Annotated in this window: 28 protein-coding genes; 20 read left to right on the forward strand and 8 right to left on the reverse strand. The window is 72.4% G+C overall.

Annotation, left to right across the window (positions count from 1 at the left end):
• Positions 1 to 63 precede the first annotated feature (63 nt).
• Together DEJ25_RS09155 and DEJ25_RS09160 are read right to left on the reverse strand one after the other, a co-directional pair.
• Positions 64 to 1092: an LCP family protein gene (locus DEJ25_RS09155; protein ID WP_111044488.1), complete on the reverse strand. Its 1029-nt coding sequence runs from the start codon at positions 1090 to 1092 to the stop codon at positions 64 to 66.
• A gap of 76 nt (positions 1093 to 1168) precedes the next feature.
• Complete coding sequence (locus DEJ25_RS09160; protein ID WP_111044489.1) at positions 1169 to 1588, reverse strand: MarR family winged helix-turn-helix transcriptional regulator; 420 nt, start codon at positions 1586 to 1588, stop codon at positions 1169 to 1171.
• Between the two features lie 86 nt (positions 1589 to 1674).
• Between DEJ25_RS09160 and DEJ25_RS09165 the strand changes: the two genes are divergently transcribed.
• Positions 1675 to 3810 carry an efflux RND transporter permease subunit gene (locus tag DEJ25_RS09165; protein ID WP_111044490.1) on the forward strand — a complete coding sequence of 712 codons (2136 nt, stop codon included), beginning with the start codon at positions 1675 to 1677 and terminating at the stop codon, positions 3808 to 3810.
• Positions 3811 to 3822: 12 nt separating this feature from the next.
• Positions 3823 to 4473, forward strand: a complete 651-nt coding sequence (locus tag DEJ25_RS09170) for a GntR family transcriptional regulator (RefSeq protein WP_111044491.1) — start codon at positions 3823 to 3825, stop codon at positions 4471 to 4473.
• A gap of 46 nt (positions 4474 to 4519) precedes the next feature.
• Here the strand turns inward: DEJ25_RS09170 and DEJ25_RS09175 are convergent, their stop codons facing one another.
• Entirely contained in the window at positions 4520 to 5356 is an 837-nt protein-coding gene (locus DEJ25_RS09175) for a YdcF family protein (protein ID WP_181427390.1), read from the reverse strand.
• A 136-nt stretch (positions 5357 to 5492) separates the two neighbouring features.
• Here DEJ25_RS09175 and DEJ25_RS09180 point away from each other — a divergent pair, with 136 nt between their 5' ends.
• From DEJ25_RS09180 to DEJ25_RS09190, 3 genes are read left to right on the forward strand one after another with little or no spacing between them, the layout of a single operon-like run.
• Positions 5493 to 6998 (forward strand): LCP family protein, encoded by a 1506-nt coding sequence (locus DEJ25_RS09180; RefSeq protein ID WP_258366326.1) that lies wholly within the window; start codon positions 5493 to 5495, stop codon positions 6996 to 6998.
• A 60-nt stretch (positions 6999 to 7058) separates the two neighbouring features.
• A complete protein-coding gene (locus DEJ25_RS09185) occupies positions 7059 to 7673 on the forward strand; it encodes a sigma-70 family RNA polymerase sigma factor (RefSeq protein ID WP_181421576.1) in 615 nt (204 codons plus the stop codon).
• Positions 7670 to 8452, forward strand: coding sequence for an endonuclease/exonuclease/phosphatase family protein (locus DEJ25_RS09190; protein WP_111044492.1), 783 nt, complete (start codon positions 7670 to 7672; stop codon positions 8450 to 8452). Before DEJ25_RS09185 ends, DEJ25_RS09190 begins: the two co-directional genes overlap by 4 nt.
• A gap of 3 nt (positions 8453 to 8455) precedes the next feature.
• Here DEJ25_RS09190 and DEJ25_RS09195 read toward each other — a convergent pair whose 3' ends face one another.
• Positions 8456 to 9199: a hypothetical protein gene (locus DEJ25_RS09195; protein WP_146240644.1), complete on the reverse strand. Its 744-nt coding sequence runs from the start codon at positions 9197 to 9199 to the stop codon at positions 8456 to 8458.
• Positions 9200 to 9335: 136 nt separating this feature from the next.
• Between DEJ25_RS09195 and DEJ25_RS09200 the strand changes: the two genes are divergently transcribed.
• Entirely contained in the window at positions 9336 to 9542 is a 207-nt protein-coding gene (locus DEJ25_RS09200) for a hypothetical protein (protein WP_111044494.1), read from the forward strand.
• 99 nt (positions 9543 to 9641) lie between these two features.
• Complete coding sequence (locus tag DEJ25_RS09205; protein ID WP_110903843.1) at positions 9642 to 10553, forward strand: glucose 1-dehydrogenase; 912 nt, start codon at positions 9642 to 9644, stop codon at positions 10551 to 10553.
• A 108-nt stretch (positions 10554 to 10661) separates the two neighbouring features.
• Here the strand turns inward: DEJ25_RS09205 and DEJ25_RS09210 are convergent, their stop codons facing one another.
• Positions 10662 to 10982, reverse strand: coding sequence for a hypothetical protein (locus DEJ25_RS09210; protein ID WP_110903842.1), 321 nt, complete (start codon positions 10980 to 10982; stop codon positions 10662 to 10664).
• A gap of 203 nt (positions 10983 to 11185) precedes the next feature.
• Here DEJ25_RS09210 and DEJ25_RS09215 point away from each other — a divergent pair, with 203 nt between their 5' ends.
• Together DEJ25_RS09215 and DEJ25_RS09220 are read left to right on the forward strand one after the other, a co-directional pair.
• Complete coding sequence (locus tag DEJ25_RS09215; protein ID WP_111044495.1) at positions 11186 to 11878, forward strand: TetR/AcrR family transcriptional regulator; 693 nt, start codon at positions 11186 to 11188, stop codon at positions 11876 to 11878.
• Positions 11879 to 11988: 110 nt separating this feature from the next.
• Positions 11989 to 12183 (forward strand): DUF2795 domain-containing protein, encoded by a 195-nt coding sequence (locus tag DEJ25_RS09220; RefSeq protein ID WP_110903840.1) that lies wholly within the window; start codon positions 11989 to 11991, stop codon positions 12181 to 12183.
• 181 nt (positions 12184 to 12364) lie between these two features.
• On the opposite strand, the gene DEJ25_RS09225 is transcribed toward DEJ25_RS09220, so the two are convergent.
• Positions 12365 to 12805 (reverse strand): OsmC family peroxiredoxin, encoded by a 441-nt coding sequence (locus DEJ25_RS09225; protein WP_110903839.1) that lies wholly within the window; start codon positions 12803 to 12805, stop codon positions 12365 to 12367.
• Positions 12806 to 13101: 296 nt separating this feature from the next.
• Here DEJ25_RS09225 and DEJ25_RS09235 point away from each other — a divergent pair, with 296 nt between their 5' ends.
• Positions 13102 to 14061, forward strand: coding sequence for a hypothetical protein (locus tag DEJ25_RS09235; protein ID WP_111044496.1), 960 nt, complete (start codon positions 13102 to 13104; stop codon positions 14059 to 14061).
• Between the two features lie 45 nt (positions 14062 to 14106).
• Complete coding sequence (locus tag DEJ25_RS09240; protein ID WP_111044497.1) at positions 14107 to 14403, forward strand: VOC family protein; 297 nt, start codon at positions 14107 to 14109, stop codon at positions 14401 to 14403.
• A gap of 21 nt (positions 14404 to 14424) precedes the next feature.
• On the opposite strand, the gene DEJ25_RS09245 is transcribed toward DEJ25_RS09240, so the two are convergent.
• On the reverse strand, positions 14425 to 16320 hold the full coding sequence (locus DEJ25_RS09245) for a gamma-glutamyltransferase family protein (RefSeq protein ID WP_111044498.1): 1896 nt from the start codon (positions 16318 to 16320) through the stop codon (positions 14425 to 14427).
• A gap of 201 nt (positions 16321 to 16521) precedes the next feature.
• On the opposite strand from DEJ25_RS09245, the gene DEJ25_RS09250 reads away from it, so the two are divergent.
• The 6 genes from DEJ25_RS09250 to DEJ25_RS09275 all read left to right on the forward strand — a co-directional run bounded on the left by DEJ25_RS09250 (position 16522) and on the right by DEJ25_RS09275 (position 21849).
• On the forward strand, positions 16522 to 17682 hold the full coding sequence (locus DEJ25_RS09250; RefSeq protein ID WP_111044499.1) for a peptidoglycan DD-metalloendopeptidase family protein: 1161 nt from the start codon (positions 16522 to 16524) through the stop codon (positions 17680 to 17682).
• A 42-nt stretch (positions 17683 to 17724) separates the two neighbouring features.
• Positions 17725 to 18366, forward strand: a complete 642-nt coding sequence (locus tag DEJ25_RS09255; RefSeq protein WP_111044500.1) for a DNA alkylation repair protein — start codon at positions 17725 to 17727, stop codon at positions 18364 to 18366.
• A gap of 79 nt (positions 18367 to 18445) precedes the next feature.
• The gene (locus DEJ25_RS09260; RefSeq protein ID WP_110903836.1) at positions 18446 to 19276 is read left to right on the forward strand and encodes a cytochrome c oxidase assembly protein; all 831 of its coding nucleotides are present in this window, start codon (positions 18446 to 18448) and stop codon (positions 19274 to 19276) included.
• Positions 19277 to 19377: 101 nt separating this feature from the next.
• Positions 19378 to 20583 carry a zinc-dependent alcohol dehydrogenase gene (locus DEJ25_RS09265; RefSeq protein WP_111044599.1) on the forward strand — a complete coding sequence of 402 codons (1206 nt, stop codon included), beginning with the start codon at positions 19378 to 19380 and terminating at the stop codon, positions 20581 to 20583.
• Positions 20580 to 21605 (forward strand): NAD-dependent epimerase/dehydratase family protein, encoded by a 1026-nt coding sequence (locus DEJ25_RS09270; RefSeq protein WP_111044501.1) that lies wholly within the window; start codon positions 20580 to 20582, stop codon positions 21603 to 21605. Before DEJ25_RS09265 ends, DEJ25_RS09270 begins: the two co-directional genes overlap by 4 nt.
• Positions 21606 to 21612: 7 nt before the next feature.
• Entirely contained in the window at positions 21613 to 21849 is a 237-nt protein-coding gene (locus tag DEJ25_RS09275; protein WP_181427392.1) for a hypothetical protein, read from the forward strand.
• 50 nt (positions 21850 to 21899) lie between these two features.
• Here the strand turns inward: DEJ25_RS09275 and DEJ25_RS09280 are convergent, their stop codons facing one another.
• Positions 21900 to 22367 (reverse strand): MarR family winged helix-turn-helix transcriptional regulator, encoded by a 468-nt coding sequence (locus DEJ25_RS09280; protein ID WP_309146919.1) that lies wholly within the window; start codon positions 22365 to 22367, stop codon positions 21900 to 21902.
• Between the two features lie 197 nt (positions 22368 to 22564).
• On the opposite strand from DEJ25_RS09280, the gene DEJ25_RS09285 reads away from it, so the two are divergent.
• The 3 genes from DEJ25_RS09285 to DEJ25_RS09295 all read left to right on the forward strand — a co-directional run bounded on the left by DEJ25_RS09285 (position 22565) and on the right by DEJ25_RS09295 (position 25040).
• On the forward strand, positions 22565 to 23212 hold the full coding sequence (locus tag DEJ25_RS09285) for a hypothetical protein (protein WP_110903833.1): 648 nt from the start codon (positions 22565 to 22567) through the stop codon (positions 23210 to 23212).
• A gap of 95 nt (positions 23213 to 23307) precedes the next feature.
• Positions 23308 to 24192, forward strand: coding sequence for a S26 family signal peptidase (locus DEJ25_RS09290; protein WP_111044503.1), 885 nt, complete (start codon positions 23308 to 23310; stop codon positions 24190 to 24192).
• Positions 24189 to 25040, forward strand: a complete 852-nt coding sequence (locus DEJ25_RS09295; protein WP_110903831.1) for a LamG domain-containing protein — start codon at positions 24189 to 24191, stop codon at positions 25038 to 25040. Before DEJ25_RS09290 ends, DEJ25_RS09295 begins: the two co-directional genes overlap by 4 nt.
• The last annotated feature ends 233 nt before the right edge of the window (positions 25041 to 25273 follow it).

A 25273-nucleotide genomic window follows, 5' to 3' on the forward strand; every position in this document is an offset into this window, starting at 1 on the left:
GGCGGAGGGGGGCACCCGGAGTCAAGGGCCCTCCGTGGGTCCTGGGACCCCCGGAGGCGCAGGTCATCCGGACGGGTGCGTCGCGAGCCAGTCCGAGAGGTCGTCGGAGCGCAGCGCGATCGACAGGCTGGAGACGGCGGAACGGTCGACCCGCACGTACGACTGACCGTCGTCACTCGTGCCGCCGCCGGCCGACGGCAGTGTCGTGGTGGCCAGGTCCCCCGCGCGGAAGTCCCGGAGCGACCACCCGAGTCGGACGAGTGTCGAGAAGTCCAGGCCGGGGTCCACGGAGAGGTACTCGCTGGTCGAGGACACGAACTGCCGGATCCTGCCCGGGCTCGTCAGGGTGTCCTCGGACAGGACCCGCTGGACGAGGGCCCGCATGAACGCCTGCTGGTTCCGCACCCTGGTGTGGTCGGCGTCGGCGAAGGCGGAGCGCTCCCGGACGAAGGCGAGGGCCGCGGCGCCGTCCAGGTGGTTCGGGCCGACCGTGAAGTGGTGCCCCCGGGCGTCGAACGCGGTCGACGAGTCGACGGTGACGCCACCCAGTGCGTCGGTCATGCCGGCGAACCCGGCGAAGTCGATCTCGGCGACGTGGTCGATCCGGACATCGAGGAGATGCTCGACGGTCTGCACGGTGAGTGGGGCGCCTCCCCAGGCGTAGGCGGCGTTGATCTTCGCCTCGCCGTGGCCCGGGACGTCGACCCAGGTGTCGCGGAGGATGGACAGGAGGGTGATGTCCTGCCGATCGGCCGGGATGTGCGCGAGCATCAGTGTGTCGGATCGTCTGCCGGAGACGCGGTCACCGTCAGGGTCCTCGTGTGCACGCGAGTCCGAACCGATGAGCAGGACGTCGACCGCGTCGCCGTGCTCGGACGGGCGTGTGCCACCGGGGAAGGGGTCCTCGAGCACGGTCCGGCCGGCGTCGTACCGCTGCGCGAGGCCGCCGATGAACGTGGCGGCGACGACGGCGAGCACCGCGGCGACTGCGGTGAGCGAGCCGACCGTCACGACGAGGGCGACGAGGAACGGCCGTCGGCGTCGTGCGGAACGTGCGGACCGGGCGGATCGGGCGGCGCGGCGGCCGGACATGCGGGCTCCCTGGCATCAGGTCGGCCCTGATGCCGACCCTTCCAGCGTGTCACATCCTGCATATCAGACGCAAGTGTCACCGTGCGGGAGGCGCACTCCTCGAGTTGGCGAGGATGGCCTCGAGGCGGGCCCGGAGCTCCGGGTCGTCCGGCAGGACCTCGCGCTCGATGTGCCGCGCGGTGTCCCACATCTCCCGCCCGTGATCGGTGACGGTCACGAGTCGCCGGCGGCCGTCCTCCGGGTGCGGGCTGCGCTCGATCATCCCGTCGCGTTCGAGTCGCTCGAGGGTGCGGGACATCGTCTGCGGCTGTACCCGGGCGGTTCGGGCGATGACGTCGGCGCCGGTCGGGCCGTTCCGCAGGGCGATGTCGAGTGCGATGAGGGCGGCGTGCTGCAGTCCGATGGCCCGGAGGCGCTCGTCCCACTCCCGTTCCACCGCGCGGGAAGCGGCGGCGAGCAGGCGTCCGATCGGCCACTGCGCGGACTGGTCCTCCATGGTCCGAGTCTACGGTGGGGCTGACGACGTGCCTGGTGCAGCGCGAAAGTGATCAGCATGCTGACGATCGGTGTACGCTCGCCGACGTGTCCCGCTCCCTCCGCATCGTGGTCCCCGCGCTCGTCGTCCTCGTCTGGCTCGTCGTCGCCTCGGTCGGCGGCCCCTTCTTCGGTCGCATCTCCGAGGTCTCCACGAACGACCAGACCTCGTTCCTGCCGGCCTCGGCCGACGCCACCGCGGTGCAGGACCGCAGCAGCGACTTCCGGGACGCCGGCGGGGCGCCGGCCGTCATCGTGCTCGAGCGGGACGGCGGCCTGACGGCGGCCGACACCGCCGCTGCCGGCCGCATCGCGGACGCCCTCGGTGACCGGGACGACGTCGACCAGGTCAGCCCGGTCATCCCGAGCGAGGACGGCGGCGCCGTCGAGATCGTCGCCACGCTGACCGCCTCCGCCGAGACCGGGGACGCGGTCGCCGCCATCCGTGCGGACGTGGACGACGCACTGCCGGACGGGCTGCGCGGGTACGTCACCGGCCCGGCGGGCTTCACCGCCGACCTGACCGAGGCGTTCGCCGGCATCGACGGCCTGCTGCTCGGGGTCGCGCTGATCGCGGTGCTCGTCATCCTGATCGTCGTCTACCGCTCGCCGCTGCTGCCGTTCCTGGTGCTCGCCACCGCCGTGTTCGCCCTGACCGCGTCGATCCTCGTCGTCTGGGCACTCGCGAAGGCCGGCGTCGTCACCGTGAACGGGCAGGTGCAGGGCATCCTCTCGATCCTGGTGATCGGCGCCGCGACCGACTACGCGCTCCTCTACACGTCCCGGTACCGCGAGGCCCTCCGCGACCACCGGGCCGGATGGGACGCCACCAGGGCCGCACTCCGCGGCAGCCTCGAGCCGGTCATCGCCTCGGGCGGCACGGTCATCGTCGGCGTGCTGTGCCTGCTGCTCTCGGACCTCAACTCGAACAAGGCGCTCGGCCCGGTGGCCGCGATCGGCATCGCGTTCAGCGTGCTCGCCGCCCTCACCCTGCTGCCCGCGCTGCTCCTCTGCTTCCGCCGGGCCGCGTTCTGGCCGCTCAGGCCGACGTTCGGCAGCGCCCACCCGGTCCTCACCGGCCCGGATGCCCGGGGGCTCTGGGCCCGCGTCGGCCGGCTCGTCGGCCGGCGCTCCCGGACGGTCTGGATCGTGTGCACCGTGGGCCTCCTGGCGATGGGCACGGGCCTGCTCGGCCTCCGGGCGGACGGGGTGCCGCAGAGCGAGCTGGTGATCGGGCAGTCGCAGGCGCGCGATGGTCAGACCGTGCTGGCCGACCACTTCCCCGGCGGTTCCGGCAGCCCCGCCCTCGTGCTCGGCGACGCCGACCGGATCGACGAGCTCGCCGACGCGGTCACGGGTGTGGACGGGGTCGACGGCGTCACCGCGGCGGCCCAGGACTCGCCCTCCGGCACCACGACGGTCGGCGCGGGCGCCACCACGAGCACGACGCCCGGAGCCCCGGCCGCCGACCCCACCGTGTCGCGGGGTCAGGTGCTCCTCGAGGCGACCCTCGCCGACCCGGCGGACTCCGGCGCGGCCGAGCGGACCGTCCGCGAACTCCGCACCGCGGTCGAGCGCGTCGACCCGGGCGCCCGTGTCGGCGGGGTGACCGCGACGGCGATCGACACCGACGACACCGGCATCCGCGACCGGACGCTCATCATCCCCGTCGTGCTCGCGGTGATCCTGCTCATCCTCATGCTGCTGCTCCGGAGCATCGTCACGCCGCTCGTCCTCATCGGCAGCGTCATCGTGTCCTTCGCGGCCGCGCTCGGCGTCGGCGCGCTCGTCTTCGACCACCTGTTCCACTTCCCCGGCGCGGACCCGTCGGTACCGCTGTTCTCGTTCGTGTTCCTGGTGGCGCTCGGAGTGGACTACAACATCTTCCTCATGACCCGGGTGCGCGAGGAGACCCTCCGGCGCGGTCCCCGCGAGGGCGTGCTGCGCGGGCTCGGGGCCACCGGTGGGGTGATCACGTCCGCCGGCGTGGTGCTCGCGGCCACCTTCGCGGCCCTCGGCGTGATCCCGATCCTCTTCCTCGTGCAGATCGCCTTCGTCGTCGCGTTCGGCGTGCTGCTCGACACCGTGGTGGTCCGCTCGCTGCTCGTCCCGGCGCTCGTCCTCGACCTCGGCCGCCGGGCCTGGTGGCCGTCGCGCCTCTCGCGCCGACCGCGTGACATGTGACACGCTGACCGCATGCCCGTTCCCGCCACGCAGCCCGCCGCCGAGCGCAAGCTCCTCCGCGACACCGTCCAGGACAAGATCCGCGACGCGATCATGGACGGCACGCTGGAGCCCGGTGAGCGCCTGAACGACGACGACCTGATCGCCTGGCTCGGTGTCTCCCGCACCCCGATCCGTGAAGCGCTCGCCGAACTCGCCCGCGCCGGGCTCATCGAGATGGCGCCGAACCGGTACACCCGGGTCGCGGCACCGACGGCGGCCGAGGTGCTCGACGCGTACCGGACGCTCGGCGTGATCTACGGCGGCGTGGTGCGGCTGGCGGTCCCGCGCTTCACCGACGCCGAGCGCCGCGAGGTCGTGGCGACGCTCGACCAGGTGCTCACCCGTCTGGGCGAGGGCGAGCAGGCCGCACTGGCGCACGACGGCGCCGACGTCTACGCGATGTGGGCCGACGCATGCGGCAACGCCTCGCTCGCGCAGCTGTGCCGGTCGACGACCGACGGCCTGTCCTACAAGCTCCGCGTGCCCGAGATCGCCGAGGTCGTCCCCGTCGAGGCCGTCGCGCCCCACATCGTGGACCTCCGCGACGCCGTGGGCGCTGGTGACCCGATCGCCGCCGAGCTCGCCATGGAGGCCGTGCACCTGCTGCCCGGACGCGACTGAGTCCCTGGCGCGACTGAGCCCCTGGCGCGACTGAGCCCCTGGCGCGTCAGGCCGGCAGCATCCCCGTCGCCAGCCCCGCGCCCCACAGCACCACGATCGCGGCCAGCGCTCCGAGGTGCCACCAGCCGTGCATCACGAGCACGGCCGCGAACTCGCGGAGGAACGCGCTCGGCACCGACTGCCGCGCGGTCGGCGCCCCGAGCACCCGGGCGTCCAAGCCCGTACGACGCGCCGTCATCGCCGTGCGCATCACGTGGTAGTCGTTCGTGACGACGAGCGTCCGGCCGTCGACCCCGGCGTCGCGCAGGACCTCGTGCGAGAAGCGGAGGTTCTCGCGGGTGTTCGTCGACCGGGTCTCGCGGTGCACGAGCTCCGCCGGCACACCGTGGGCGACGAGGTACTCCGCCATCGCGTCGGCTTCGGTGCGGTCCTCGTCGTCGCCCTGTCCGCCGGAGGGCACCACGACCGGGGTGCGGCCAGCGGCGACGGACCGGTGGAACACCTCGAGCGTCCGGTCCAACCGCGAACGCAGCATCGGCGAGACCGCGCCGTGCACGAGCCCGCAGCCGAGGACGACGAGCGATTCGGCCTCCTCCGTGACCCGGACGTGGCCGTAGGTCAGGGCGGCGCCGAGGAAGACGAGGAACACCAGTGCCAGGTAGCCCGCCAGCGCCAGCACCAGGACGAGCAGGGCGGTGCTCACCGTCGTGCCGACCGCCGCGAGCACCGCGACGAGGACCCCGAGCGCCAGGACGGCGAGGCCGGCGACCAGCGCGAGGAGGCGGGTCAGGCTCCGCGCACCCCGTCGGAAGGCCCGGACGCCGTTCACCAGCAGAGGCACCGCCACGGCGGCGCAGCAGACGGCGGCGACGGTCAGGAACACCCGACCGACAGTACGGGGCGTCCATGGGTGGACGGAGGCGGTGCGCCGGCCCGCCTCCGGGCCTCCCGGCCGGTGCGTACAGGTCGTCCAGGCGGAATCCATGTCATCCGTGCGCTCCACGGTTATGGTTCTCCCCGTGACGAACGCACCCGAGGAGACCAGGCCGCGCCGGGCCGATCGCGCCGTGCCGCCCCGCCACGGACGCCGCAAGCGCCACTGGGGAGTCGTCTTCCCCGCGCTCGCCGGGGTCCTCACCATGGCCGTGCTGCTGAGCGGCGGGTACGCCGCGTACGCGTACAACCGCCTGGCCAGCAGCGTCACGAAGGTCGACGCCATCGGCAGTGCACCGCCCGCGAAGGACGACGTCGACGGCCGAGCGATGAACATCCTGCTGGTCGGCGACGACCACCGGCCGGACAACGCGACGCCGGAGGAGATGGCGGAGCTCAACACTCAGTCCGACGGTGGGGCGACGAACACCGACACGATGATCGTGCTGCACATCGCCGCGGACGGTCGGAGCGCGACGATGATCTCGTTCCCACGTGACTCGTACGTCGACATCCCGGGCGTCGGCAAGGGCAAGCTCAACAGCGCGTTCTCGTACGGCACCATGAACGGCGGCGGCGACACCGGCGGTGCGAAGAAGCTCATCGCGACCATCCAGGGCCTCAGCGGGCTGACGATCGACCACTACGTCCGTGTCTCGCTGCTCGGGTTCTACGAGATCGTCAAGCAACTCGGGCCGGTGAACGTCTGCCTGAACCAGGCCGTCCAGGACGACTACTCGGGCGTGGACCTGCCGGCCGGTGTCTCGGAGCTCGACGCCTCGCAGGCCCTGTCGTTCGTCCGGCAGCGCCACGGTCTGCCGAACGGCGACCTGGACCGTCAGGTCCGGCAGCAGTACTTCCTGTCGCAGGAGGCGCGGAAGATCCTGTCCGCCGGCACACTGCTGAACCCGGTGAAGACCACGAACATCATCGACGCGATCGGCAGCTCGGTGGAGACCGACCAGGGGCTCGACATGCTGACCCTGGCGCGGCAGATGAGCAACCTGCGCCCGTCGAACATCAAGTCGGCGACCATCCCGATCCTCGGCACCCCGACCATCTACCCGAACGGTTCGGCGCTGTCGATCGTCGAGGTCGACACCGCCGGCATGCCCGCGTTCGTCCAGGGGCTCGTCGGGGAACCGCCGGCGTACACGACGGCGACGGCGGCTGCCGCCGGCTCCGTCACGGTGACGGTCTCGAACGGCAGCGGTGTCACCGGTGCCGCGGCGGCCGCCTCGACGGTCCTCGCCGGCCGGGGCTTCCAGGTCGGTGCCCCCGGTTCCTCGGCCACGACGGCGGCGACGATGGTGCAGTACCCGGCCGGCATGGAGGCGCAGGCCAAGGCACTGGTCGCCGTCGTGCCCGGCGCGGTGCCGGTCCAGAGCACCGCCGTGCAGGGGGTCACCCTGGTGCTCGGCACGGACGGCAAGACCCCGCAGGCGGCCGCGCAGCCGGGTACCGAGACACCTGCCCCCGCCGAGCCGTCGAAGGAGGCCACGGCCCCGAAGCCGACGAAGGAGGCCACGGAGCCGAGCCCGTCGTCGACCGCCGTGCACGAGTACGGCCAAGAGGGCGTCTGCATCAACTGAGCGGCGTGACGTGCCGGGTCGTCCCGCTGCTGTCCAGACTGGCATGTCACATTGCACGGTGTGGACGAGGAGTTGCGCCGACGACGGGACGAGGAACGCGCGCTGCTGCTGCGGGTCGCCGCGGGGGACCGGGAGGCCTTCCGCCGGATCGACGAACGGTTCCGACCGCTCGTGCTGCAGGTCGTCCGTCGGCAGCTGCGCGACGACTGGCTGGCCGAGGACGTCACGCAGGACGTGATGCTCGAGGTCTGGCGACTCGCACCGCGGTACGACCCGGCACACCCGGCGATCGCCTGGATCCGGACCATCGCGACCCGGCGGGCGGTCGACCGGGTCCGGAAGGCCCAGGCGGACCGCGACCGGGACCGGCGCGTGGGGATCCGCGACCACGAGGACGTCGACCACGGTGCTCTCGACCGCGCCGAGTCGGTGCTCGACCGGATGGCCCTGCGTCGGGCGCTCGAGGCGCTGCCGGAGCGACAGCGCCACGCGGTGGCCCTCCGCTACCTGGCCGACCTGACCGGGCCCGAGCTCGGTCGGGTGCTCGGCGTCCCCACCGGCACGGCGAAGTCCCGGGCCCGCGACGGCGTGCTGACGCTCCGGCGGACGCTGGTCGGTCCGGCAGGCGAAGGCAGCGGAGGCTCCGGGGGCCGCGCGGGTAGGTTCGACGGGTGACCAGCACCGCACGCCCGATCACCCTCATGACCTACAACATCAAGAACCCGGACCCGGTGCACGACTGGCCTGCCCGACTGCCGGTGGTCCTCGACGTCATCCGCCGTCACGATCCTGACCTGCTCTGCGTGCAGGAGGCCTTCGACCACCAGATGGACGCCCTCCGCGCGGGCCTGCCGGACCACGACGCCGTCGGCCAGGGGCGCGAGGGCGGCACCGCGGGCGAGCACGCCGCGGTGTTCTACCGACGCGACCGGTTCCGGCCCGTCGAGTCCGGCTCGTTCTGGCTGTCGGACACCCCCGACGAGCCCGTCTCGAACACCTGGGACAGCCTGTACCCGCGGATCGCGAACCACGCGCGGTTCCTCGATGCCGAGGGCCCTGCCTTCACCCTGCTGACGACCCACATGGACCACGAGCAGGGCCCGCACGGCGACGAGGTCCGCCGACTCAGCGCATCGCTCATCGTGCAGCGACTGTCCGTGGTCGACGGTCCGGTGCTCTTCGCGGGGGACTGCAACGAGCCGGCGGGGTCCGGTGCGGCCTCGCAGGTGTTCGCGGACGCCGGGTACACCGACGCATGGACGGTGGCGGGGGACCCGGACGACCACACGGCGTCCTACAACGACTGGCAGCCTCCGGTGGCGACCGGGGAGCGCATCGACTGGGTGTTCACGCGTGACGTCGCCGGAGTCGATCGGGTGCAGATCGACCACGACGGGCCGGAGACCTGGTTCGCGAGCGACCACTTCCCGGTGATCGCGACGATCCGGGTCTGAGACTCAGCAGCCGCGGGCGGGGCGGATCGGCATCGGCGAGCCGATCACGGTGACGGTGGATTCGTCGGTCAGGACCGAGACCCCGTTGGCGCCGTGGCCCGAGCGTTCGTCGTCGTCGGACCAGCCGCGCTCGAGCAGCAGCTGCCACGCCTGGGCGTCGTCCGACCCGAGCGACTCACGCTCGCTCTTCGACGCGTCGTCGATCTGCTGGGAGACGTCGTCGCCGACCCGGACCCCGTGCGGGCCGGAGAGCTCGATGACGGCGCCGAGACGGGACCGGACGTGGTCGCGGAGCACCCGGACCTCGACCCGGTTGCCGGCCCTGCCGGGCTGGGACAGGGCGGCGACGCGGATCGCACCGCCCCACGTCGAGGTCGTGCTGGCCGGGACGCACCGGCCGGCGTCGCCGACGGCGGTCTGCGTCCGGGCGGGGGTGCCGAGGATGCGGTTGAGCACCCCGACGGTGTGCTTGGCGTCCCGCATGGAGACGGTGGTGACGGTGCGGTCGTCGGCACGGAGGACGATCGACTCGGCGCGGAGCTCGACCGCGTCGACGGACTTCAGGGCAGCGGCGGACACCGGGCGCCACGTGGGCACTGGATCGGCCGTGCGGGTCGCCGACGCACTGGGCTCAGCGGCCGCGGCACGGTCGGCGTCCTGGCCGGACCAGTGGTCGACCGCAGCGCCGTTGCCCACCACGAGGGCGAGCGCCACGGCGCTGATCGTCAACACGGTCCTGGGAGTCACTCGCTCGACCGTAGCCGCACCTCCTGCAGCGGGCGACAGGTGTTACCGAAACGGTTCCGCACCGTCACCGGACCGTGACATTCCCGGAACGCGGGTCCGGGGCCGGTACGGGGTCGCCCCGGGTAGCGTCGGCCCCATGGCGGAGTACGTGGTGGACAGTAGCGGAGACAGCGTGGCGCACGGCGTCGACCTGATCGACGGCGACGAACCGGCTGTGCGGATGATCGTCCACGGCGACCTGCCGTCGACGATCGACCACGACGGCCGGACCTGGGCCCGCACCGGCGATGCCGAGGACCAGGGCGAGGACGCCCCGCCGATCGCGGTCTACCGACTGGTCTGAGCGGTCGTCCGGACCGGTCCACCCAGCATCAGCCGGACTGCGCGGCGGGGGACGGCCCCCTGAACGGCAGCGGGTGACCCGGTGCGTAGCGTCGCACGCATGACGGACCAGCGGATCGACCAGTACACCATGCAGGACCCGACGAAGCTCTACGCCGACAAGAAGCCGGACGAGCAGTACCTCAAGGGTGCCGGCACCGACGCCGAGATGGCGGAGAACGTCCCCGCCGACCACGGCGAGGACACCTACCGGGGCTCCGGCCGCCTCGAGGGCCGTAAGGCGCTCATCACCGGCGGCGACTCGGGCATCGGCGCGGCCGTCGCCATCGCCTACGCCCGTGAGGGTGCCGACGTCGCCATCGGCTACCTCCCCGAGGAGCAGGAGGACGCCGACCGCATCATCGCCCTCATCGAGGCCGCGGGTCGCAAGGCCGTCGCGCTCCCGGGTGACATCACCTCGCTCGCGTTCTGCGAGGAGCTCGTCGCCTCCGCGGTGGAGCAGCTCGGCGGGCTCGACATCCTGGTGAACAACGCCGGCAAGCAGCAGAACGTCGACGCGATCACGGACATCTCCGACGAGGAGTTCGACGAGACCTTCAAGACCAACGTGTACGCGACGTTCCGCATCACGAAGGCCGCCGTACCGCACCTCGCGCCGGGCTCGACGATCATCAACACGACGTCGATCCAGGCCTACGCGCCGTCGCCGAACCTCGTGCACTACGCCGCGACGAAGGCGACCGTGAACAACCTCGCGAAGGGCCTCGCCGCACAGCTCGCGCCCAAGGGCATCCGCGTCAACGCCGTCGCACCGGGTCCGATCTGGACGCCGCTGCAGCCGGCAGGCGGACAGCCCGCCGAGGACCTGCCGTCGGTGGGCGAGGAGACCTACCTCGGCCGCTGGGGCCAGCCCGCCGAGCTCGCGCCGGCCTACGTGTTCCTCGCCAGCGGCGAGTCGTCCTTCGTCGTGGGCGAGACGCTGCACGTCGACGGTGGCATGCCGACGCCGTAGTCGTCACACCGGCGGTGACGCCGGATGCGCACCCACGCGGTGACGCCGGACCGGACGGGAGGCCCGTGGCTGCGTAGCCACGGGCCTCCCGTCCGTCGTACGGTCCGGTCAGCGCGTCCCGCAGGTGCGCGCCATCGACTCGAGCAGTTCGCGCGCCGCGAGGGCGGCGGCCAACTCGACCTCGACGGGGTTGATGCCGACGGCCTGCTCGAACTCCCGGCGTCGGGCCTGCAGGGCAACCGGGACCTCGGGCCGTTGCGGCAGGACGGCGATCGCCTGGGCGGCGGCCTCGAACGCACCCTCGGGGCGACCGAGGTGCTCCCACATGGTGCGGACGTCGTGCGCCACCTGCTCCGGGGTGCTCGCGAACTCGAACCCGGCGGACGCCATGGTGGCCAGGCCCTGTGCGGTGGAGTCGTTCGGAGACATCCCGGCATCGTCACACACCCGGCATCGGACACACCCAGGCAGTGGCCGCTGAGCGCCGTCGCTTGTCCCCCATGTTGCCGACCCCCGTACCGGGGATGCGCGTCATCCGTGATCTACGCCAGGATCGTCATGCGGACAGGACGTCCGCACCCCCGGACGCGACGGCCACGACCTGACCGCGAGTCCCGGACACGGAGGGCACGATGCTCGAGGACACCAGCGCCGACACGGTGGCTGCCGCTGCGGCTGCGGCCACCCTGCACCTGCGGATCAGGATCGTGGGTGCCACGGTCGACCTGCTCCGTGACGTGCCCTTCCACGAGGCACGCGTCGAGCACGTCGCCGAGCGGCTGGACATCTCGACGTACGAGCTCCAGCAGCACTTCCCGTCGTGGGACGGCCTCGTCCTGGCCGCGGTCGACCGGTGGAACGGCGCCCGGATGGACGAGGTCACGCGCGAGGTCGGCAACGGCAGCACTGTCGAGCTGCTCCGTGCGATCGTCGCCTCGAACGCGGACGACCCGGCCCTGATGCGCCTGCTCGTCGCCCTGCTCAGCGTCGCCGGCAACCCCGAGCACGCCATGTCGACGTACCTGCGCTCGCGGTACCAGCTGTTCTTCTCGCAGGTGAAGCGCGGGTTGGAGCACGACATCGCGGTCGGCCGCGCCCCGCACACCATGGACCCCCGCCGCGGGGCCGAGCAGCTCATCGCACTGTACGAGGGGCTGCAGCTGCAGGCCCTCCTGCGCAGTGACCTGGACCTGGTCGCGGCGTTCGACCGTGCCGTCGCCCGTCTCGAGCGCGGCTGGATGGAACGGTACGAGGCGACCGCGCAGCGACGTCTGTCGACCTGGGGCGACGTGTCCTGGTCCGACGACGAGACCTGGTCGGTCTGACGGGAGGCGCGGGCCGGCTCGTGCCGTCCGTGCTGGCCGCCGACCGCATCCGCTGGGTCGTCGCCGAGGGGACCCCGGGTAGGCCGGGAAGCCCAACGGAAGGAACGATCGTGGCAGCACCGAACCCCATCCAGATCCAGAAGTACCTGAGCGGCATCGACTACCCCGCCTCGAAGGACGACGTCGTGTCGACCGCCGAGAAGGAGAACGCCCCCGACGACGTGCTCGAGGCGCTCCGTGCGATCCCGGACGGCGAGTACGACGCCCCGACCGCCGTCTCCAGCGCGGTTTCGGACGCGAGCTAGGAACCGCCTCCTGCGGGGGGCGGCTGCGGCCGCGCGGGTCGCCGCCGGAGTCGGGTGACGATCTGGTTCGCCCAGGCCGGTCGCCCGCCGTCCTCATGCGCAGCCCTGGTGCCCGTGCGCGACTGACGGGAGGCCGCCCACCGGTCGGGTGGGCAGCCTCCCGTCAGCGCGTGGCTCGGTGTTACTGCTCGAACGTGGCGTGCAGTTCGATGTCGACACCGGTGAGGGCCTTGCTGACCGGGCAGGTCGCCTTGGCCTCGTCGGCGGCCTTGAGGAAGGTCGCCTCGTCGATGCCGGTGACCTCACCGTGCACGGTGAGGACGATGCCGGTGAGCTTGAAGCCGCCGGCCGAGTCCGGACCGAGCGAGACGTCGGCCTTGACGTCGAGGGACTCGACGGTGCCGCCGGCCTCGCCGAGGATCGCCGAGAACTGCATGGCGTAGCAGGACGAGTGCGCTGCGGCGATGAGCTCTTCGGGGCTGGTCGTGCCGCCGGCGTCGTCAGCGGCGCGCTTCGGGAAGGACACGTCGTAGGTGCCGACCTTCGAGCTGGAGAGTTCGACCTGGCCGGAACCGTCGTTGAGGCCGCCGTTCCAGGCGGTGCGTGCGGTGCGTGTGGGCATGGCCGCTCCTTTCGTTCGGGTGTGTGGGCCGGGTGCGACCCTCGGTGCCGAGTCAATCGGAGAACGATCGTTCTCGCAACCGGTTCCCGGGGAAGACGCAGGCTCGCGGTCCCGGCCGCTCCGGTACCGCGGCCCCAGGAGTCACCCTTTCGCATCGAGCCGAACATCGAGCGGTTCGCCCTCGCCGACGCGCTGGAGGCCTACCGGAAGCTCGAGGCCGGTGAGCTGACCGGCCGCGCGGTGGTCGTCCCGACGCTCTAGCGGCCGCCGATCGTCGAGCCCTATCGTCGGGTCCGATGACCGACGCAGCAGTCCGCACCGCACTCGAGACCTGGTCCCCGGCGCAGCTGCCGGACTGGAACCCGTCCTGGCGTCAGGACCTGGCGGTGTCGGCCGAGCCGGCGCTCGCCCTGGTCGCTGACGCGTCCTGGGGCGCGGCTGTCCGCGACGCCGTGCAGCTCCCCGTCGCCGATCCACTGCTGTGGGCGAACCGCCGCCTCGAGCTGTCGTCCGGGCACTGGGCGATCACGGGCATCCGGTTCCGCGGGCGGGACGTCGCGAAGCCGTTCGTCGACGTGATCGCCACCGACGTGGCACCGGACGTCGCCGGGATCGCCGAACTCGCCGAGGTGCTCCCGGCCTACCGGGACTTCGCCCCGCTGTGCCTCCGTGTGCACCTGCCGGGCGACCAGCGTTCGGCACCGACGTCGGACGCGTTCACCGCCGCGACTGACCTGCTCGTGGTGTCAGCCCCGGTGGCACGGGTGGCCGATGGCGCAGCGAGCACCGGTCTGGACGTCGAACTGGCCCGGGCCGAGCCAGCGGGGGCCGCGGTCCGGGTCGCCGACGCCTACGACCAACTGCGGCGGTCGGAGCCGGACCTGGATCAGTGGGCGACCGCCGCCGACGAGGACTCGCTGGCCGACGCGGACGAGGAAGGGCTGCTGTTCGACGTGGTCGTCGCCAGCCGCGTCGGCGGGGTCGTCGCAGCCACGCGGGACGACGCGGACGGCTTCACCGGCTTCACGGTCGAGGAGATCGTCCTGGACGCCGAGCACCGCGGACACGGGTACGGGCCGCTCGTGCTCCGGCAACTCGCTCGTGCGCTGCCGGCCGGCCCCTCGGACGTGCTCCGCGGGCACATCCACCCCGACAACACCCGATCGCTCCGGAACGCCCTGGCGAGCGGTCGTGAAGTGGTGTCGTCGTTGGTGTGGATCACCCCGAGCGGCTCTCCGGGCATGACGACGGCGTAGCCCACGCCCTTGACGGGGGACAGGGGCAGCAGGAGCCTTGCGCGCATGACCCTCTTCATCAGCTGTCCGGACGCGAGCGTCCAGCGCGCGACCGCGTTCTCCACGGCACTCGGCTGGACGCAGGACGCCGAGATGTCCGGCGCGGACGCGTCGTGCTTCGCGATCGCGCCCGAGCAGTACGTCATGCTCGCCAGTCGGGAGACGTACGCCGGCGTCGGCGGCACCGACGACCCCCCGTTCATGTACCAGCGTCAGTTCGACGACCCGGACGGGTACCACTGGTCGCCGTTCTGGATGAAGACGGACACGGACACGGACACGGAAGCCGTCGCGGCCGCCTGACCGGCGGCACCGCGAGCGCGCTCAGCGCCCCGCCGCGTACCCCTGCGCGCCTCGCGGGTTCGCGGCCGCACCGACCACCCCGGTCTCCGGATCCCGGGTGACGCACGTGAGCCGGCCCAGGCTCCAGTCGCCCGCGCGCGTGACGACGTGACCACGGGCCTCCAGTCCGGCGATCACCGCGTCGCCGAGCCGGTCCTCGACGACCAGGCCCGCCGGCTCCCACGTCCGCGGCCAGAACGACCCCGGGAACGACGTCGTGTGCAGGGCCGGGGCGTCGATGGCCTGCTGCGGCGTGTACCCGCCGACGATCCAGCGGAGCAGGAACAGCAGCTGCCACTGGTCCTGCTGGTCGCCGCCGGGGGAGCCGAGCGCCATGACCGGCACGCCGTCGCGCAGGACGAGCGTCGGGGTGAGTGTGGTGCGCGGGCGCTCGCCGGGGCGCAGGGTCGACGCGGTGCCCTCCTCGAGCCAGGTCATCTGCAGCCGCGTGCCCAGGCAGAAGCCGAGCTCGGGGATCGTCGGCGACGACTGCAGCCAGCCGCCGGAGGGCGTGGCGCTGACGATGTTGCCCCAGCGGTCCACGACGTCGATGTGGCAGGTGTCACCGCGGGTGTCGCCGTCGGGCGCGACGAACGGTTCGCCGCGGTCCTCGACCGGGACCTCCGCGCGCGCGTCGACCGGTCCACGCCGGGCACCGGGCACGGTGGGCTCCCCGACCCCGGCCGCGCCGGTCACGTCGTACGAGGTGCGGAGCGGCGGCAGGACCGGGTCGACGCCCGGCACGTCGCCCGGGCGGAACTCGGCGGAGGCGGTGTCCGCGATGAGCGCCCGACGTGCAGCGACGGTGGCGTCGGCGAGCAGGACGTCGAGCGGGACCGTGCCGTCGCCGTAGAACGCCTCGCGGTCGGCGAGGGCGAGCTTCAACGCCTCGACCACCGTGTGGGCGCCGAGCTCGGTCGACGGGTCCAGGCGCTCGTCGTCCAGCGGCTCGAGCATCCGCAGGGTCTGCAGGAGCGCCGGCCCCTGCCCCCACGGCCCGGTCTTCGCGATGGTGTGGCCGCGGAACTCCGCGGTCGTCGCCGGTTCGGTGGTCGCCCGGAACGCGGCCAGGTCCCCGGCCCGGAGGACGCCGGCGTGGTCGGTGCCGGACGAGTGCCGGTGCGGCTGCCGGACGAAGGCGTCGATCGTCGTCGCGACGAACCCCTCGGCCCACTCCCGGCGGGCGGCGTCGATCCGGGAGGCCCGTCCACCGTCCGCCCCGCTGCCGTCCGTGTCCGCGCCGGCCGCGACCAGCCGGTCGAACACCGAGGCGAGCGCCTCGTTCCGCACCAGGTCCCCGGTGACGGGAGGCGCGCCTCCCGTCAGCCACCGCTCGGCGGAGGTGGGCCAGTGGTCGCGGAACAGGTCCGCGACCGCCGTGATCGTGCGGACCACGCCGGCGCTCACCGGGTGGCCGTCGCGGGCGTAGCCGGTGGCGGGGGCGAGCACGTCCGCGAGCTCCCAGGTGCCGTGGTCGCGGAGCAGCAGGAGCCAGGCGTCGACCGCTCCCGGCACGGCCGCGGCGAGGGCGCCGGCGCCGGGGACCAGGTCGAGCCCCTCGGCGCGGAAGTGCTCCGGGGTCGCCCCGGCCGGAGCCGGACCCTGGCCGACGAGGACCACGGGGGTCGGGTCCTCCGCGGTCGCGTACACCGCGGTCAGGTCCCCGCCCGGGCCGTTGAGGTGTGGCTCAACCACGTGCAGGACGAACGCGCCCGCGACCACCGCGTCGAAGGCGTTGCCGCCGCGCTCCAGGACCGACTGGGCGGACGCCGTGGCGAGCCAGTGCGTCGAGGCCGTCATCCCGAACGTGCCCTGCAGGTCGGGACGGGTGCGTTCCGCGGCCGGACGGACGAAGGCGGGGTTCGGCTGAGCGGGCATGGGTCCCATCCTGTCCCCGGAACGCCGCGAGCACACGGACACGCGTCGCGCAACGCCCCCGGACCGGGGGATGGCCCTGATCGGTTCCGCCTGCGAACCTTGACCGTCGAGTCGTACAGGGACGCCTCGACACCGGACACGCACCGCGCTGGCGCTCGGCCGCCCGCGGTGGGCCTCACCACGAGCAGGGACGACCACCACATGATCAGGGCACGAGCACGCTTCGCCGCGGCCGTCACCGCTGTCGCGATCGCGGCCGCGGGACTCGTCGCGGTCGCCACACCGGCGCACGCAGCGACCACCTACACCGGCACCGCCCCGGCGGGCACCTGGCTCCGGGCCGGCGACCAGGTGACCTCGCCGAACGGGCAGTTCCGCCTGGTCATGCAGGGTGACGGCAACCTCGTCGAGTACGGCATCGGGAACGTGGTGCTCTGGGCGTCGAACACCTCGAACCAGTCCGGCGCCGCCGCGGTCGTCCAGAAGGAGGGACCGCTGTCGATCATCAAGAACGGCAAGCTGCTGGCGCAGTGGGGCCCGAAGAGCTCCCCGACGAAGAGCCTGGGCGTGAACGGCGACGGCACCCTCCTCCTGCTGAACACGGCGAACGCGACCACCTGGAAGCTGCAGACGTTCCAGAACCGGGTGCCGGCCGGGACGACGATCCTGCCCGGCACGGTGCTGCGCTCCGGTGCCGGTCGTGACCAGACCTTCACGATGCAGACCGACGGCAACCTCGTCCAGTACGTGAACGGCGCCGCGGCCTGGTCGTCGAAGACCTTCCGGCACCCCGGCGCGACCGCCGCGGTGCAGACCGACGGCAACCTCGTCGTCTACCCGAAGGGCGGCGGGACGGCGCTCTGGGCCTCGAACACCTCGCGCAAGGGCGGCGGAGCGCTGCTGGTGCAGCTCGACGGCAACGTCGTCCTCTACGGGAAGGCGGACACCCGTTCCTGGTCGACGAAGAAGGTCACCGGACTGCAGTGGCCGGTCGCCGGCACGACGATCACCGGTCGCTACGGCGACGACCGCGGCGCAGGCCACGTGCCGCGCTACCACCAGGGCACCGACTCGCCGGTGAAGATCGGTACCCCGGTGTACGCCTCGGGGACCGGGCGGGTGACGACGGTGGTCCGCAACAACGCCAGCTACGGCAACTACGTCGTCGTGACCTACGGCCTGACCACGGTGCTGACGGCGCACATGAGCTCGATCGCGGTCAGCAAGGACCAGGTCGTCTCGCTGAGCACACAGCTCGGCAAGTCCGGCAACACCGGGCAGTCCACCGGCCCACACGTGCACGTCGAGACCCGGGTCAACGGGACGCTCAAGGACCCGCTGACGATCCTCGCGTTCCGCTGACGACCGGCCGACGTTCCGCACCCCGGCCGTAGGGTGGAGGGGATGTCACGTCCCACCGCCGAGGACGTCCTCGTCGCGTTCGCCCGGACGCCGGGGGACGTCGGCGCCGCACGCCGGGTCGCCCGACGCTTCGCGGACCTGGACCCGGGGGAGCGGTCGGCGCTGCTCTGGAGCGAGGACCCGGGCGGCCGCCTCGTCGCCGTGGTGCTGCTCCTGCAGGCCGCCCGCGAGCGGCAGGCCGAGCACCGCGGCCCGGATCCGGACCTGACCGACGAGTACCTGTCCGCGCTGCGGGCCGAGCGGCTCGACGACCCGGTACTGGTCGACCTGGCCGCCGAGGACCTGGTCGGCACCCTGCTGCTCGGCGGCTCGACCGGGCCGCTGTTCGCCCTCGCGAAGTCCGACGTGGCGCTCGTCCGTCGGGCCGCGGTCGTGGCGACCCTGGCGTTCGCGAAGCAGGGCGACGCCGAGGTCCCGCTCGCCGTGGTCGGTCGCCTCGTCCGGGAGCGCGGCGACGTCGTGCAGTCGGCCCTCGGCCGGGTGCTGCGCGAGGTCGGCAAGCGGGCGTCCGAGGTCGAGCTCGTCGCGTTCCTCGAGCGGCAGGGCCGGTTCCTCAGCCGCGCGGCCCTCGAGACCGCGACCGAACACCTGCCGCCGGGAGAACGGGACCGATTGCGCGGCTGACCAGTCGCGGGACCCCGTCGCGCCGAACACCGCGTACCGGTCTCCGACAGGATGGTCGGACGACGACAGGAGCTCATCAGTGCACTCTCACGGCGGCACGCTCGGGACCTTCACCCTCATCGCCCTCACCGTGGCGGGTGCGGTGTACATCGTCGGGTCGTCCGGACAGCGGCGCCGCGGGCACGCGGCCTGGCCCCCGGCACGGACGGTCTCCTGGATCGCCGGACTGCTGGCCGTCGCCGCGGTGCTCGTCGGGCCGCTCGGCCACGCCGGTGGGCACGACCTCACCACACACGTCCTCGGCCACGTCGTCATCGGCATGGTCGCCCCGGTGCTGCTGGTCCTCGGCTCGCCGGTGACACTCGCCCGCCGCACGCTCGAACCCGTCCCGCTGCAGCGCCTCGGTCGCCTGGCCGGCAACCCGCTGACGCGGGCACTCGCGTTCCCGGTGGTCGCCGCGGTCCTGGCCGTCGGCGGGTCCTGGCTGCTCTACACCGGCACCACTGCGGCCGACTCGACCCGCGACCCGGCCCTGCACTCGGTCGTGATGATCGGGTTCCTGCTCGCCGGACTGCTCCTGACCGCGAGCGTGGTCGGAGTCTCGGCCGGCATCCGTCGCAGCCCGCGCTGGCTGCGGGTGACCGTCCTGGTGCTCTCGACCGCCGTGCTCTGCGCCGAGTCCGCGCTGATGGCCGCGGCCGGGGTGCCGGACATCCCCGCCGACCAGGTGCCGTCCGCCTCGGCAGCACTCTGGATCGGTGCGGTGCTGTACGCCGTCGCGCTCGGTGTCGTGGTCGCCGGGGAGCGTGCCCGCGACGAGCGCACCGCACGCGACGACCAGGTGGCCGCAGACGTCCGGGAGGCGCGCCCCGCGCCCGCCGCACCCGTCGCCTCCGACCCGGTGCGCTGACCGGCCCACGCTGGGAGGCTCCGCGAGGCGGAGGCGTACCGATGGGACGACGCGTGCCGGGCCTCCCGTCCGGCCGCGACCGCGACGAGAGGAGCGCACGCATGCGCGCACTGACCTGGCAGGGCACCGAGAAGGTGTCCGTCGAGACCGTTCCCGACCCGACCATCCAGGAGCCGACGGACGCGATCGTCCGGATCACCTCCACGGCGATCTGCGGCTCCGACCTGCACCTGTACCGCGTCCTCGGCCCGTACATCGACAAGGGTGACGTCCTCGGCCACGAGCCGATGGGAATCGTGGAGGAGGTCGGCTCGGCCGTCACGAACCTCAAGGTCGGCGACCGTGTCGTCGTCCCCTTCAACATCTCCTGCGGGCACTGCTACATGTGCCAGCGTGGGCTGCAGTCCCAGTGCGAGACCACCCAGGTGACCGCGTACGGCAGCGGGGCCGCCCTCTTCGGCTACACCAAGATGTACGGCCAGGTCCCCGGTGGTCAGGCCGAGTACCTGCGTGTGCCGCACGCCGACTACGGTCCCATCAAGGTGCCCGACACCGGTGCCGACGACCAGTGGCTGTTCCTGAGCGACATCCTGCCGACCGCGTGGCAGGCCGTGCAGTACGCCGACGTCCCCGAGGGCGGCACGCTCGCGGTCCTCGGACTCGGCCCGGTGGGGCAGTTCGCCGCCCGCATCGGCAAGCACCTGGGCTACCGCGTGCTCGCCGTCGAGCCGGAGCAGGTCCGTCGTGACCTCGCGGCGAAGTACGACATCGAGACGTTCGACCTGTCGAAGGACCTCGTCGCCGAGCTCGTCGACCTGACCGACGGCCGTGGCCCGGACGCCGTCGTCGACGGAGTCGGCATGGAGGCGCACGGCAACCCCGTCGCCGGGTTCGCCCAGCGCGCCGCCGGCCTGCTGCCCGACAAGCTCGCGCAGAAGGCCATCGAGACCGCCGGTGTCGACCGCCTGGACGCCGTGCACACCGCGATCGACCTGGTCCGTCGCGGCGGCACCGTCTCGCTGAGCGGTGTCTACGGCGGCATGGCCGATCCGATGCCGATGATGACGCTGTTCGACAAGCAGATCACCATCCGCGAAGGCCAGTGCAACGTGAAGCGTTGGATCGACGACATCATGCCGCTCGTCGAGGACCCGTCCGACCCGCTCGGCACCCTCGACCTGACGACCCACCGGGTCTCGCTCGAGGACGCCCCGCACATGTACGAGGTCTTCCAGAAGAAGGAGGACGACTGCATCAAGGTCGTCCTCGACCCCGCACTGCCCGCAGGTACCCCGGCCGCGGCATGACCAGGATCGTCGTCGTCGGCGCCACCGGGAACGTCGGGACCGCGCTGCTCCGCCGCTTCCGGGACGCCGGCGCCGACGTCGTCGGGGTCGCGCGCCGACGGCCGGACCTGCGCGCCCAGCCGTACGACAGCGCGCTCTGGCACACCGTCGACGTCGGCGCCCCGGACGCGATCGACCGGCTGACGGCGGTCTTCCGCGGCGCCGAGGCCGTCGTCCACCTGGCGTGGGCGCTGCAGCCGACGCACGACATCCCGGCCCAGCACCGCACCGACGTGACCGGCACCGCGAACGTCCTGGCCGCCGTCGCGGCCGCGGGCGTGCCGCAGGTCGTCGTCGCGTCCTCGGTCGGCGCCTACCGCGGGGTCGACGCCGACGGCAAGCGCACCCCGGTGGACGAGACCTGGCCCGCCGACGGCATCCCGACCGCCACCTACTCGATCCACAAGGCCGAGAACGAGCGCGCGATGGACGTCTTCGAGCGCGAGCACCCGGACGTCGTCGTGACCCGACTGCGTCCCGGCCTGGTGTTCCAGCGCGACGCCGCAGCCGAGATCCGTGGCCTCTTCCTCGGGCACCTCGTGCCGATGCGGATCGTCCGCTGGATCCGCTGGGCCGTGCTGCCGCTGCCGTACCCGTTCGTGTTCCAGGCCGTCCATGCCGACGACCTCGCCGACGCGTACTGGCGGGCGATCGACCGGAAGGCCCGGGGAGCGTTCAACATCGCCGCCACACCCGTGCTCACTCCGCCGCGGATGGCGCGGGTGTTCGGGATGCTCGGAGCGGTCCGCGTGCCACTCGGCCTGGTCCGCGGGCTCGTCACGCTGACCTGGCGGCTGCGCCTGCAGCCCACCGATGCCGGCTGGGTGGACATCGCGGCCGGCGTGCCGATCATGCGCACCGACCGGGCGCGCGAGGTGCTCGGTTGGGAGGCACGGCACAGTGCCGAGGACGCGATGCGTGACCTGGTGGCCGGGTTCGCGGACGAGCACGGTGTGGCGGCGTCGCCGCCGTTGCGGGGCTGAGGCGTCCGTGTCCCTGACCGAGGCGAGCACCGACGCGTTCGGAGGCCGGGCCCAGCACGTGACGGGCGTCTCGGGGGCCTCGAACCACGGCGACTCGGGCGGGCCGCTCATCGTCAACGGCAAGGTCGTCGCCACGTGCTCCACCGGCGACAGCGCCGACCCGGGCGCGAACACCCGCGCGGGGTCGAACCAGGCCCTGCTGGCGCAGGCGTCGTCGTGGATCCGGAGCACGACGGGCATCTGACCGTTCCGGACGGAGAACGGGCGCCGCGGTCGACAGCGGCGCCCGTTCGTTCAGCTCGCGGAGGCCGGTGTCGCCGGGTCGGCGGTCGCGGCCTGCTGGAACAGGCCGGTCGCCAGGTCGTTGAGGACCGCGTGCAGGTCCCCGCGGTGGCCGGAGTCGACCGCGCGCAGCATGGCGGCGTAGCGCTCCCGGTAGTCCGCGACGACGTCCTCGCCGGCGGGCCGCAGACGCAGCAGCGACCCGCGCCGGTCGGACGGGTTCGGTGTGCGCTCGAGCAGCCCTGCGGCGGACAGCCGGTCGACCATGTTCGTCACCGCGCCGGAGGTCAACGCGAGGAACCCGGCGACCTCGGTGGGGGTGGAGTAGCCGGTGTCACTGATGAGCACGAGGGCGCGGAGGCCACTCTCGTGCACGCCGGCGCGGGCGCTGAGCTGCGCGACCAGGCTCGCGTTGGCGCGGACGACGGCGTCGAACGCGGCCGTCAGGTCCGTCGCGTCGTGCTCGTCCTGCTCACTCACGGGCTGGTCTCCAGATCTCTCTCGTTGCGGGAGATTACCGGTGCGCCGGGCGTCGATGCGCCTCCCGTCCGCGGTGTCCCCCGCTCTGGGGGCCTTGCGGCGGTTCCATGTTGTTGAACCTATGACTATCTTAATCATTGAGCAATCGGCCGAACGGAGATTGCGAAAGAGACCATCCACGAACATCGAGGTACCCCGTGTCCAACCAGCTCCGCACCTCCCCGCTGAAGCGCATCCGTTTCGCACCCGTGGCGCTCCTCGCGGGCATCTTCGCCGCCGTGCTCCTCTCCCTCTCGCTCACCGGCACCCTCTCCGGGTTCGCCGCGAGCATCACCAACAGCAGCAACACCGCCGCCAGCGGCACGTTGATCATGCAGGAGCAGAACGCCAACGCGTCCGTCACCTGCCTCAGCACCGACGGCGGCTCGGTCTCGACCAACGCCGCGACCTGCTCGACCATCAACAAGTTCGGTGGCAGCACGACGATGACCCCGGGCAACACGGTCAACACCCCGATCACCATCAAGAACACCGGTACCGCCGCCGCCAGCACCTTCACGCTGACCCCGGGCGCCACCTGCACGCAGAGCGCCAACGGCACGTCGAACGGCACCGCGACCGACCTCTGCGCGAAGATGAACCTCGTGGTCACCTCCGGCTCCACCACCGTCTTCTCCGGCACCCTCGCCAGCTTCAAGGGCGGCGCCGCGATCACGCTGCCCACCGCTCCCGCCGCCGGTGCGAGCGTCCCCTTCAACTTCGCGGTCACCCTCGACTCCTCGGCCGGCAACACCTACCAGGGCCTCGCCGCCTCGGTGCCGATGACCTGGACCTTCACCGCCTGATCCGACCAACCTCAGACCGGCGACGCTCGACCGACCCCCCTACGGTCGAGCGTCGCCATTCCCCTTGACCACCACCGACCAGGACGGAGCAGCACATGAGCCTCACCTCGGCCATCCCGCTCAGCGGGACCCTCCCGCGGCCGCTCCTCGGCGGACGTGCGGTCAGCCGCTCCGAGACCGTCCTCGCCTGGTCGGTCGCCGCGATTGCGGCGCTCCTCCTCATCGCCGCGGTCCTGTTCCTCACCAACGGCGGCCGCTGGTTCGTCGTCGAGACCCCGTCGATGGGTGAAGCCGCCCCGGTCGGCACGCTCGTCCTCGACATGCCGGTGCAGGCGTCGTCCCTCCGGGTCGGCGACATCGTGTCCTACCGGACTGCCGCGAACCCCGACGTCACCTACACGCACCGCATCGTCGCGATCGACCCCGACGGCGGCATCCACGCCCGCGGCGACGTCAACGGCGCTCAGGACCCGTGGACGCTCACGCAGGAGAACCTGGTCGGCGCCCCGGTCCTGCTCGTCCCGCACCTGGGCTGGCTCTTCCGGGCCGCCCCGATCCTCCTGGTCGGCACGCTCCTCATCTGGGCCCTGACCAGCGTCTTCACCGACCGGGTCACCCGCGGCAGCCTGCGCATCGCCGGCAGCTCCCTCACCGTCTCGTACGCGGCGTTCGTGCTCAAGCCGTTCGTCAACGTCACGACGATCTCGAACACGTCGGCGAAGGGCAGCGTCGAGGCGACCGTGGTGTCCTCGGGCATGTTCCCCGTCCGCATCGACGCGGTCGGCGGCAACACCGTGCACCTGGTCGACGGCGAAGTGGGCCGCGTCACCATCCACGAGCTCACCCACAACGGGCAGTACCAGCTCATGTCGAACATCGACCTCGACCCGATCGGCTGGGCCGCGCTCATCGCCGCCTGCCTGCTGCCGCTGCTGTTCTGCCTGGCGATCGGCCGCGTCGAGACGGTGCGTGCCGCGTGAACCTGCACCGACTCCGTGACGGCAAGGTCGTCGCCGTCCTGCTGGTCGTCGCCCTGGCCGTCGTCATCGTGCTCAACCAGTTCGCGCCGACCCGGTCCGCGTTCACCGCGAAGGTGACCAACGGATCCAACAGTGCCGGCACCGCCAGCTACTTCACCTGCGCGAGTGCCGTCGACGCGGAGAACGCCAACGCCCTGTTCACCTACCAGCTCGCCGAGGCCGCCGGCGCGAAGACCGCCGTCGACGACTCCGGCAAGGGCGCGAACGGCACCTACCAGGGATCGATGGCCTCGACGACGGCGACCCCGAAGGCCTGCCCTCGCGACGCCGGCGGCGCGTACGTCCTGGACGGGTCGACCAGCTTCGTCTCCACTCCGACGATGTACCGCAACCCGACCACCTTCAGCGAAGAGGTGTGGTTCCGCACCACCGTCGCCGGCGGACTGCTCATCGGCTTCGGCAGCAACCAGGTCGCCGCCTCCGGGCAGCACGACCGCCAGGTGTACCTCAACACCAGCGGGCAGCTCGTCTTCGGCTCGTACAACAACACCACGCAGGTCGTCACGTCGCCCAAGGCCTACAGCGACGGCGCATGGCACCACGTCGTCGCCACGATGTCGGCCACGACCGGGATGCGGCTGTACGCCGACGGGGCCCTGGTGGCCTCGAACGCTGCCTTCACCGCCCCGGAGAACGCGAGCGGGTACTTCCGCGTCGGCTACGACACGATCACCGGGTGGCCGGGTGCCGGCAACTACTACTTCGCCGGCTCGATGCGGTTCGCTGCCGTGTACAGCTCGGTGCTCTCCGCCACGCAGGTCACGGGCCACTACAACGCCGGGCGCTGAGTCGACTCACTGACGGATCTGCCGGTGTTCGGGACCCCTGGGAACCCGCGCTCCCGGCTGCCACGACGACGACCGGCACCGCGTCGTTCCCATGACCTCCGCCACGACCGGCATCCCCGGGACGGCGGCGGCGCACTCGTGGCGTCGAACGCGGATCCCGGCCGCCGCAGGACCGCACCGGTACCTGAGGTGGGCCGGACACGGCGGATGCCGTCGCCGACCGCCGATGGTCC

The organism is Curtobacterium sp. MCPF17_011, assembly GCF_003234145.1.
Classification (GTDB): domain Bacteria; phylum Actinomycetota; class Actinomycetes; order Actinomycetales; family Microbacteriaceae; genus Curtobacterium.

Bases quoted from the DNA above. Each gene is read 5' to 3' on its own strand.
- DEJ25_RS09155 (WP_111044488.1), bottom strand. From the start codon at position 1,092: ATGTCCGGCCGCCGCGCCGCCCGATCCGCCCGGTCCGCACGTTCCGCA.
- DEJ25_RS09160 (WP_111044489.1), bottom strand. From the start codon at position 1,588: ATGGAGGACCAGTCCGCGCAGTGGCCGATCGGACGCCTGCTCGCCGCC.
- DEJ25_RS09170 (WP_111044491.1), top strand. From the start codon at position 3,823: ATGCCCGTTCCCGCCACGCAGCCCGCCGCCGAGCGCAAGCTCCTCCGC.
- DEJ25_RS09200 (WP_111044494.1), top strand. From the start codon at position 9,336: ATGGCGGAGTACGTGGTGGACAGTAGCGGAGACAGCGTGGCGCACGGC.
- DEJ25_RS09205 (WP_110903843.1), top strand. From the start codon at position 9,642: ATGACGGACCAGCGGATCGACCAGTACACCATGCAGGACCCGACGAAG.
- DEJ25_RS09210 (WP_110903842.1), bottom strand. From the start codon at position 10,982: ATGTCTCCGAACGACTCCACCGCACAGGGCCTGGCCACCATGGCGTCC.
- DEJ25_RS09215 (WP_111044495.1), top strand. From the start codon at position 11,186: ATGCTCGAGGACACCAGCGCCGACACGGTGGCTGCCGCTGCGGCTGCG.
- DEJ25_RS09225 (WP_110903839.1), bottom strand. From the start codon at position 12,805: ATGCCCACACGCACCGCACGCACCGCCTGGAACGGCGGCCTCAACGAC.
- DEJ25_RS09235 (WP_111044496.1), top strand. From the start codon at position 13,102: ATGACCGACGCAGCAGTCCGCACCGCACTCGAGACCTGGTCCCCGGCG.
- DEJ25_RS09240 (WP_111044497.1), top strand. From the start codon at position 14,107: ATGACCCTCTTCATCAGCTGTCCGGACGCGAGCGTCCAGCGCGCGACC.
- DEJ25_RS09245 (WP_111044498.1), bottom strand. From the start codon at position 16,320: ATGCCCGCTCAGCCGAACCCCGCCTTCGTCCGTCCGGCCGCGGAACGC.
- DEJ25_RS09250 (WP_111044499.1), top strand. From the start codon at position 16,522: ATGATCAGGGCACGAGCACGCTTCGCCGCGGCCGTCACCGCTGTCGCG.
- DEJ25_RS09255 (WP_111044500.1), top strand. From the start codon at position 17,725: ATGTCACGTCCCACCGCCGAGGACGTCCTCGTCGCGTTCGCCCGGACG.
- DEJ25_RS09265 (WP_111044599.1), top strand. From the start codon at position 19,378: ATGCGCGCACTGACCTGGCAGGGCACCGAGAAGGTGTCCGTCGAGACC.
- DEJ25_RS09270 (WP_111044501.1), top strand. From the start codon at position 20,580: ATGACCAGGATCGTCGTCGTCGGCGCCACCGGGAACGTCGGGACCGCG.
- DEJ25_RS09290 (WP_111044503.1), top strand. From the start codon at position 23,308: ATGAGCCTCACCTCGGCCATCCCGCTCAGCGGGACCCTCCCGCGGCCG.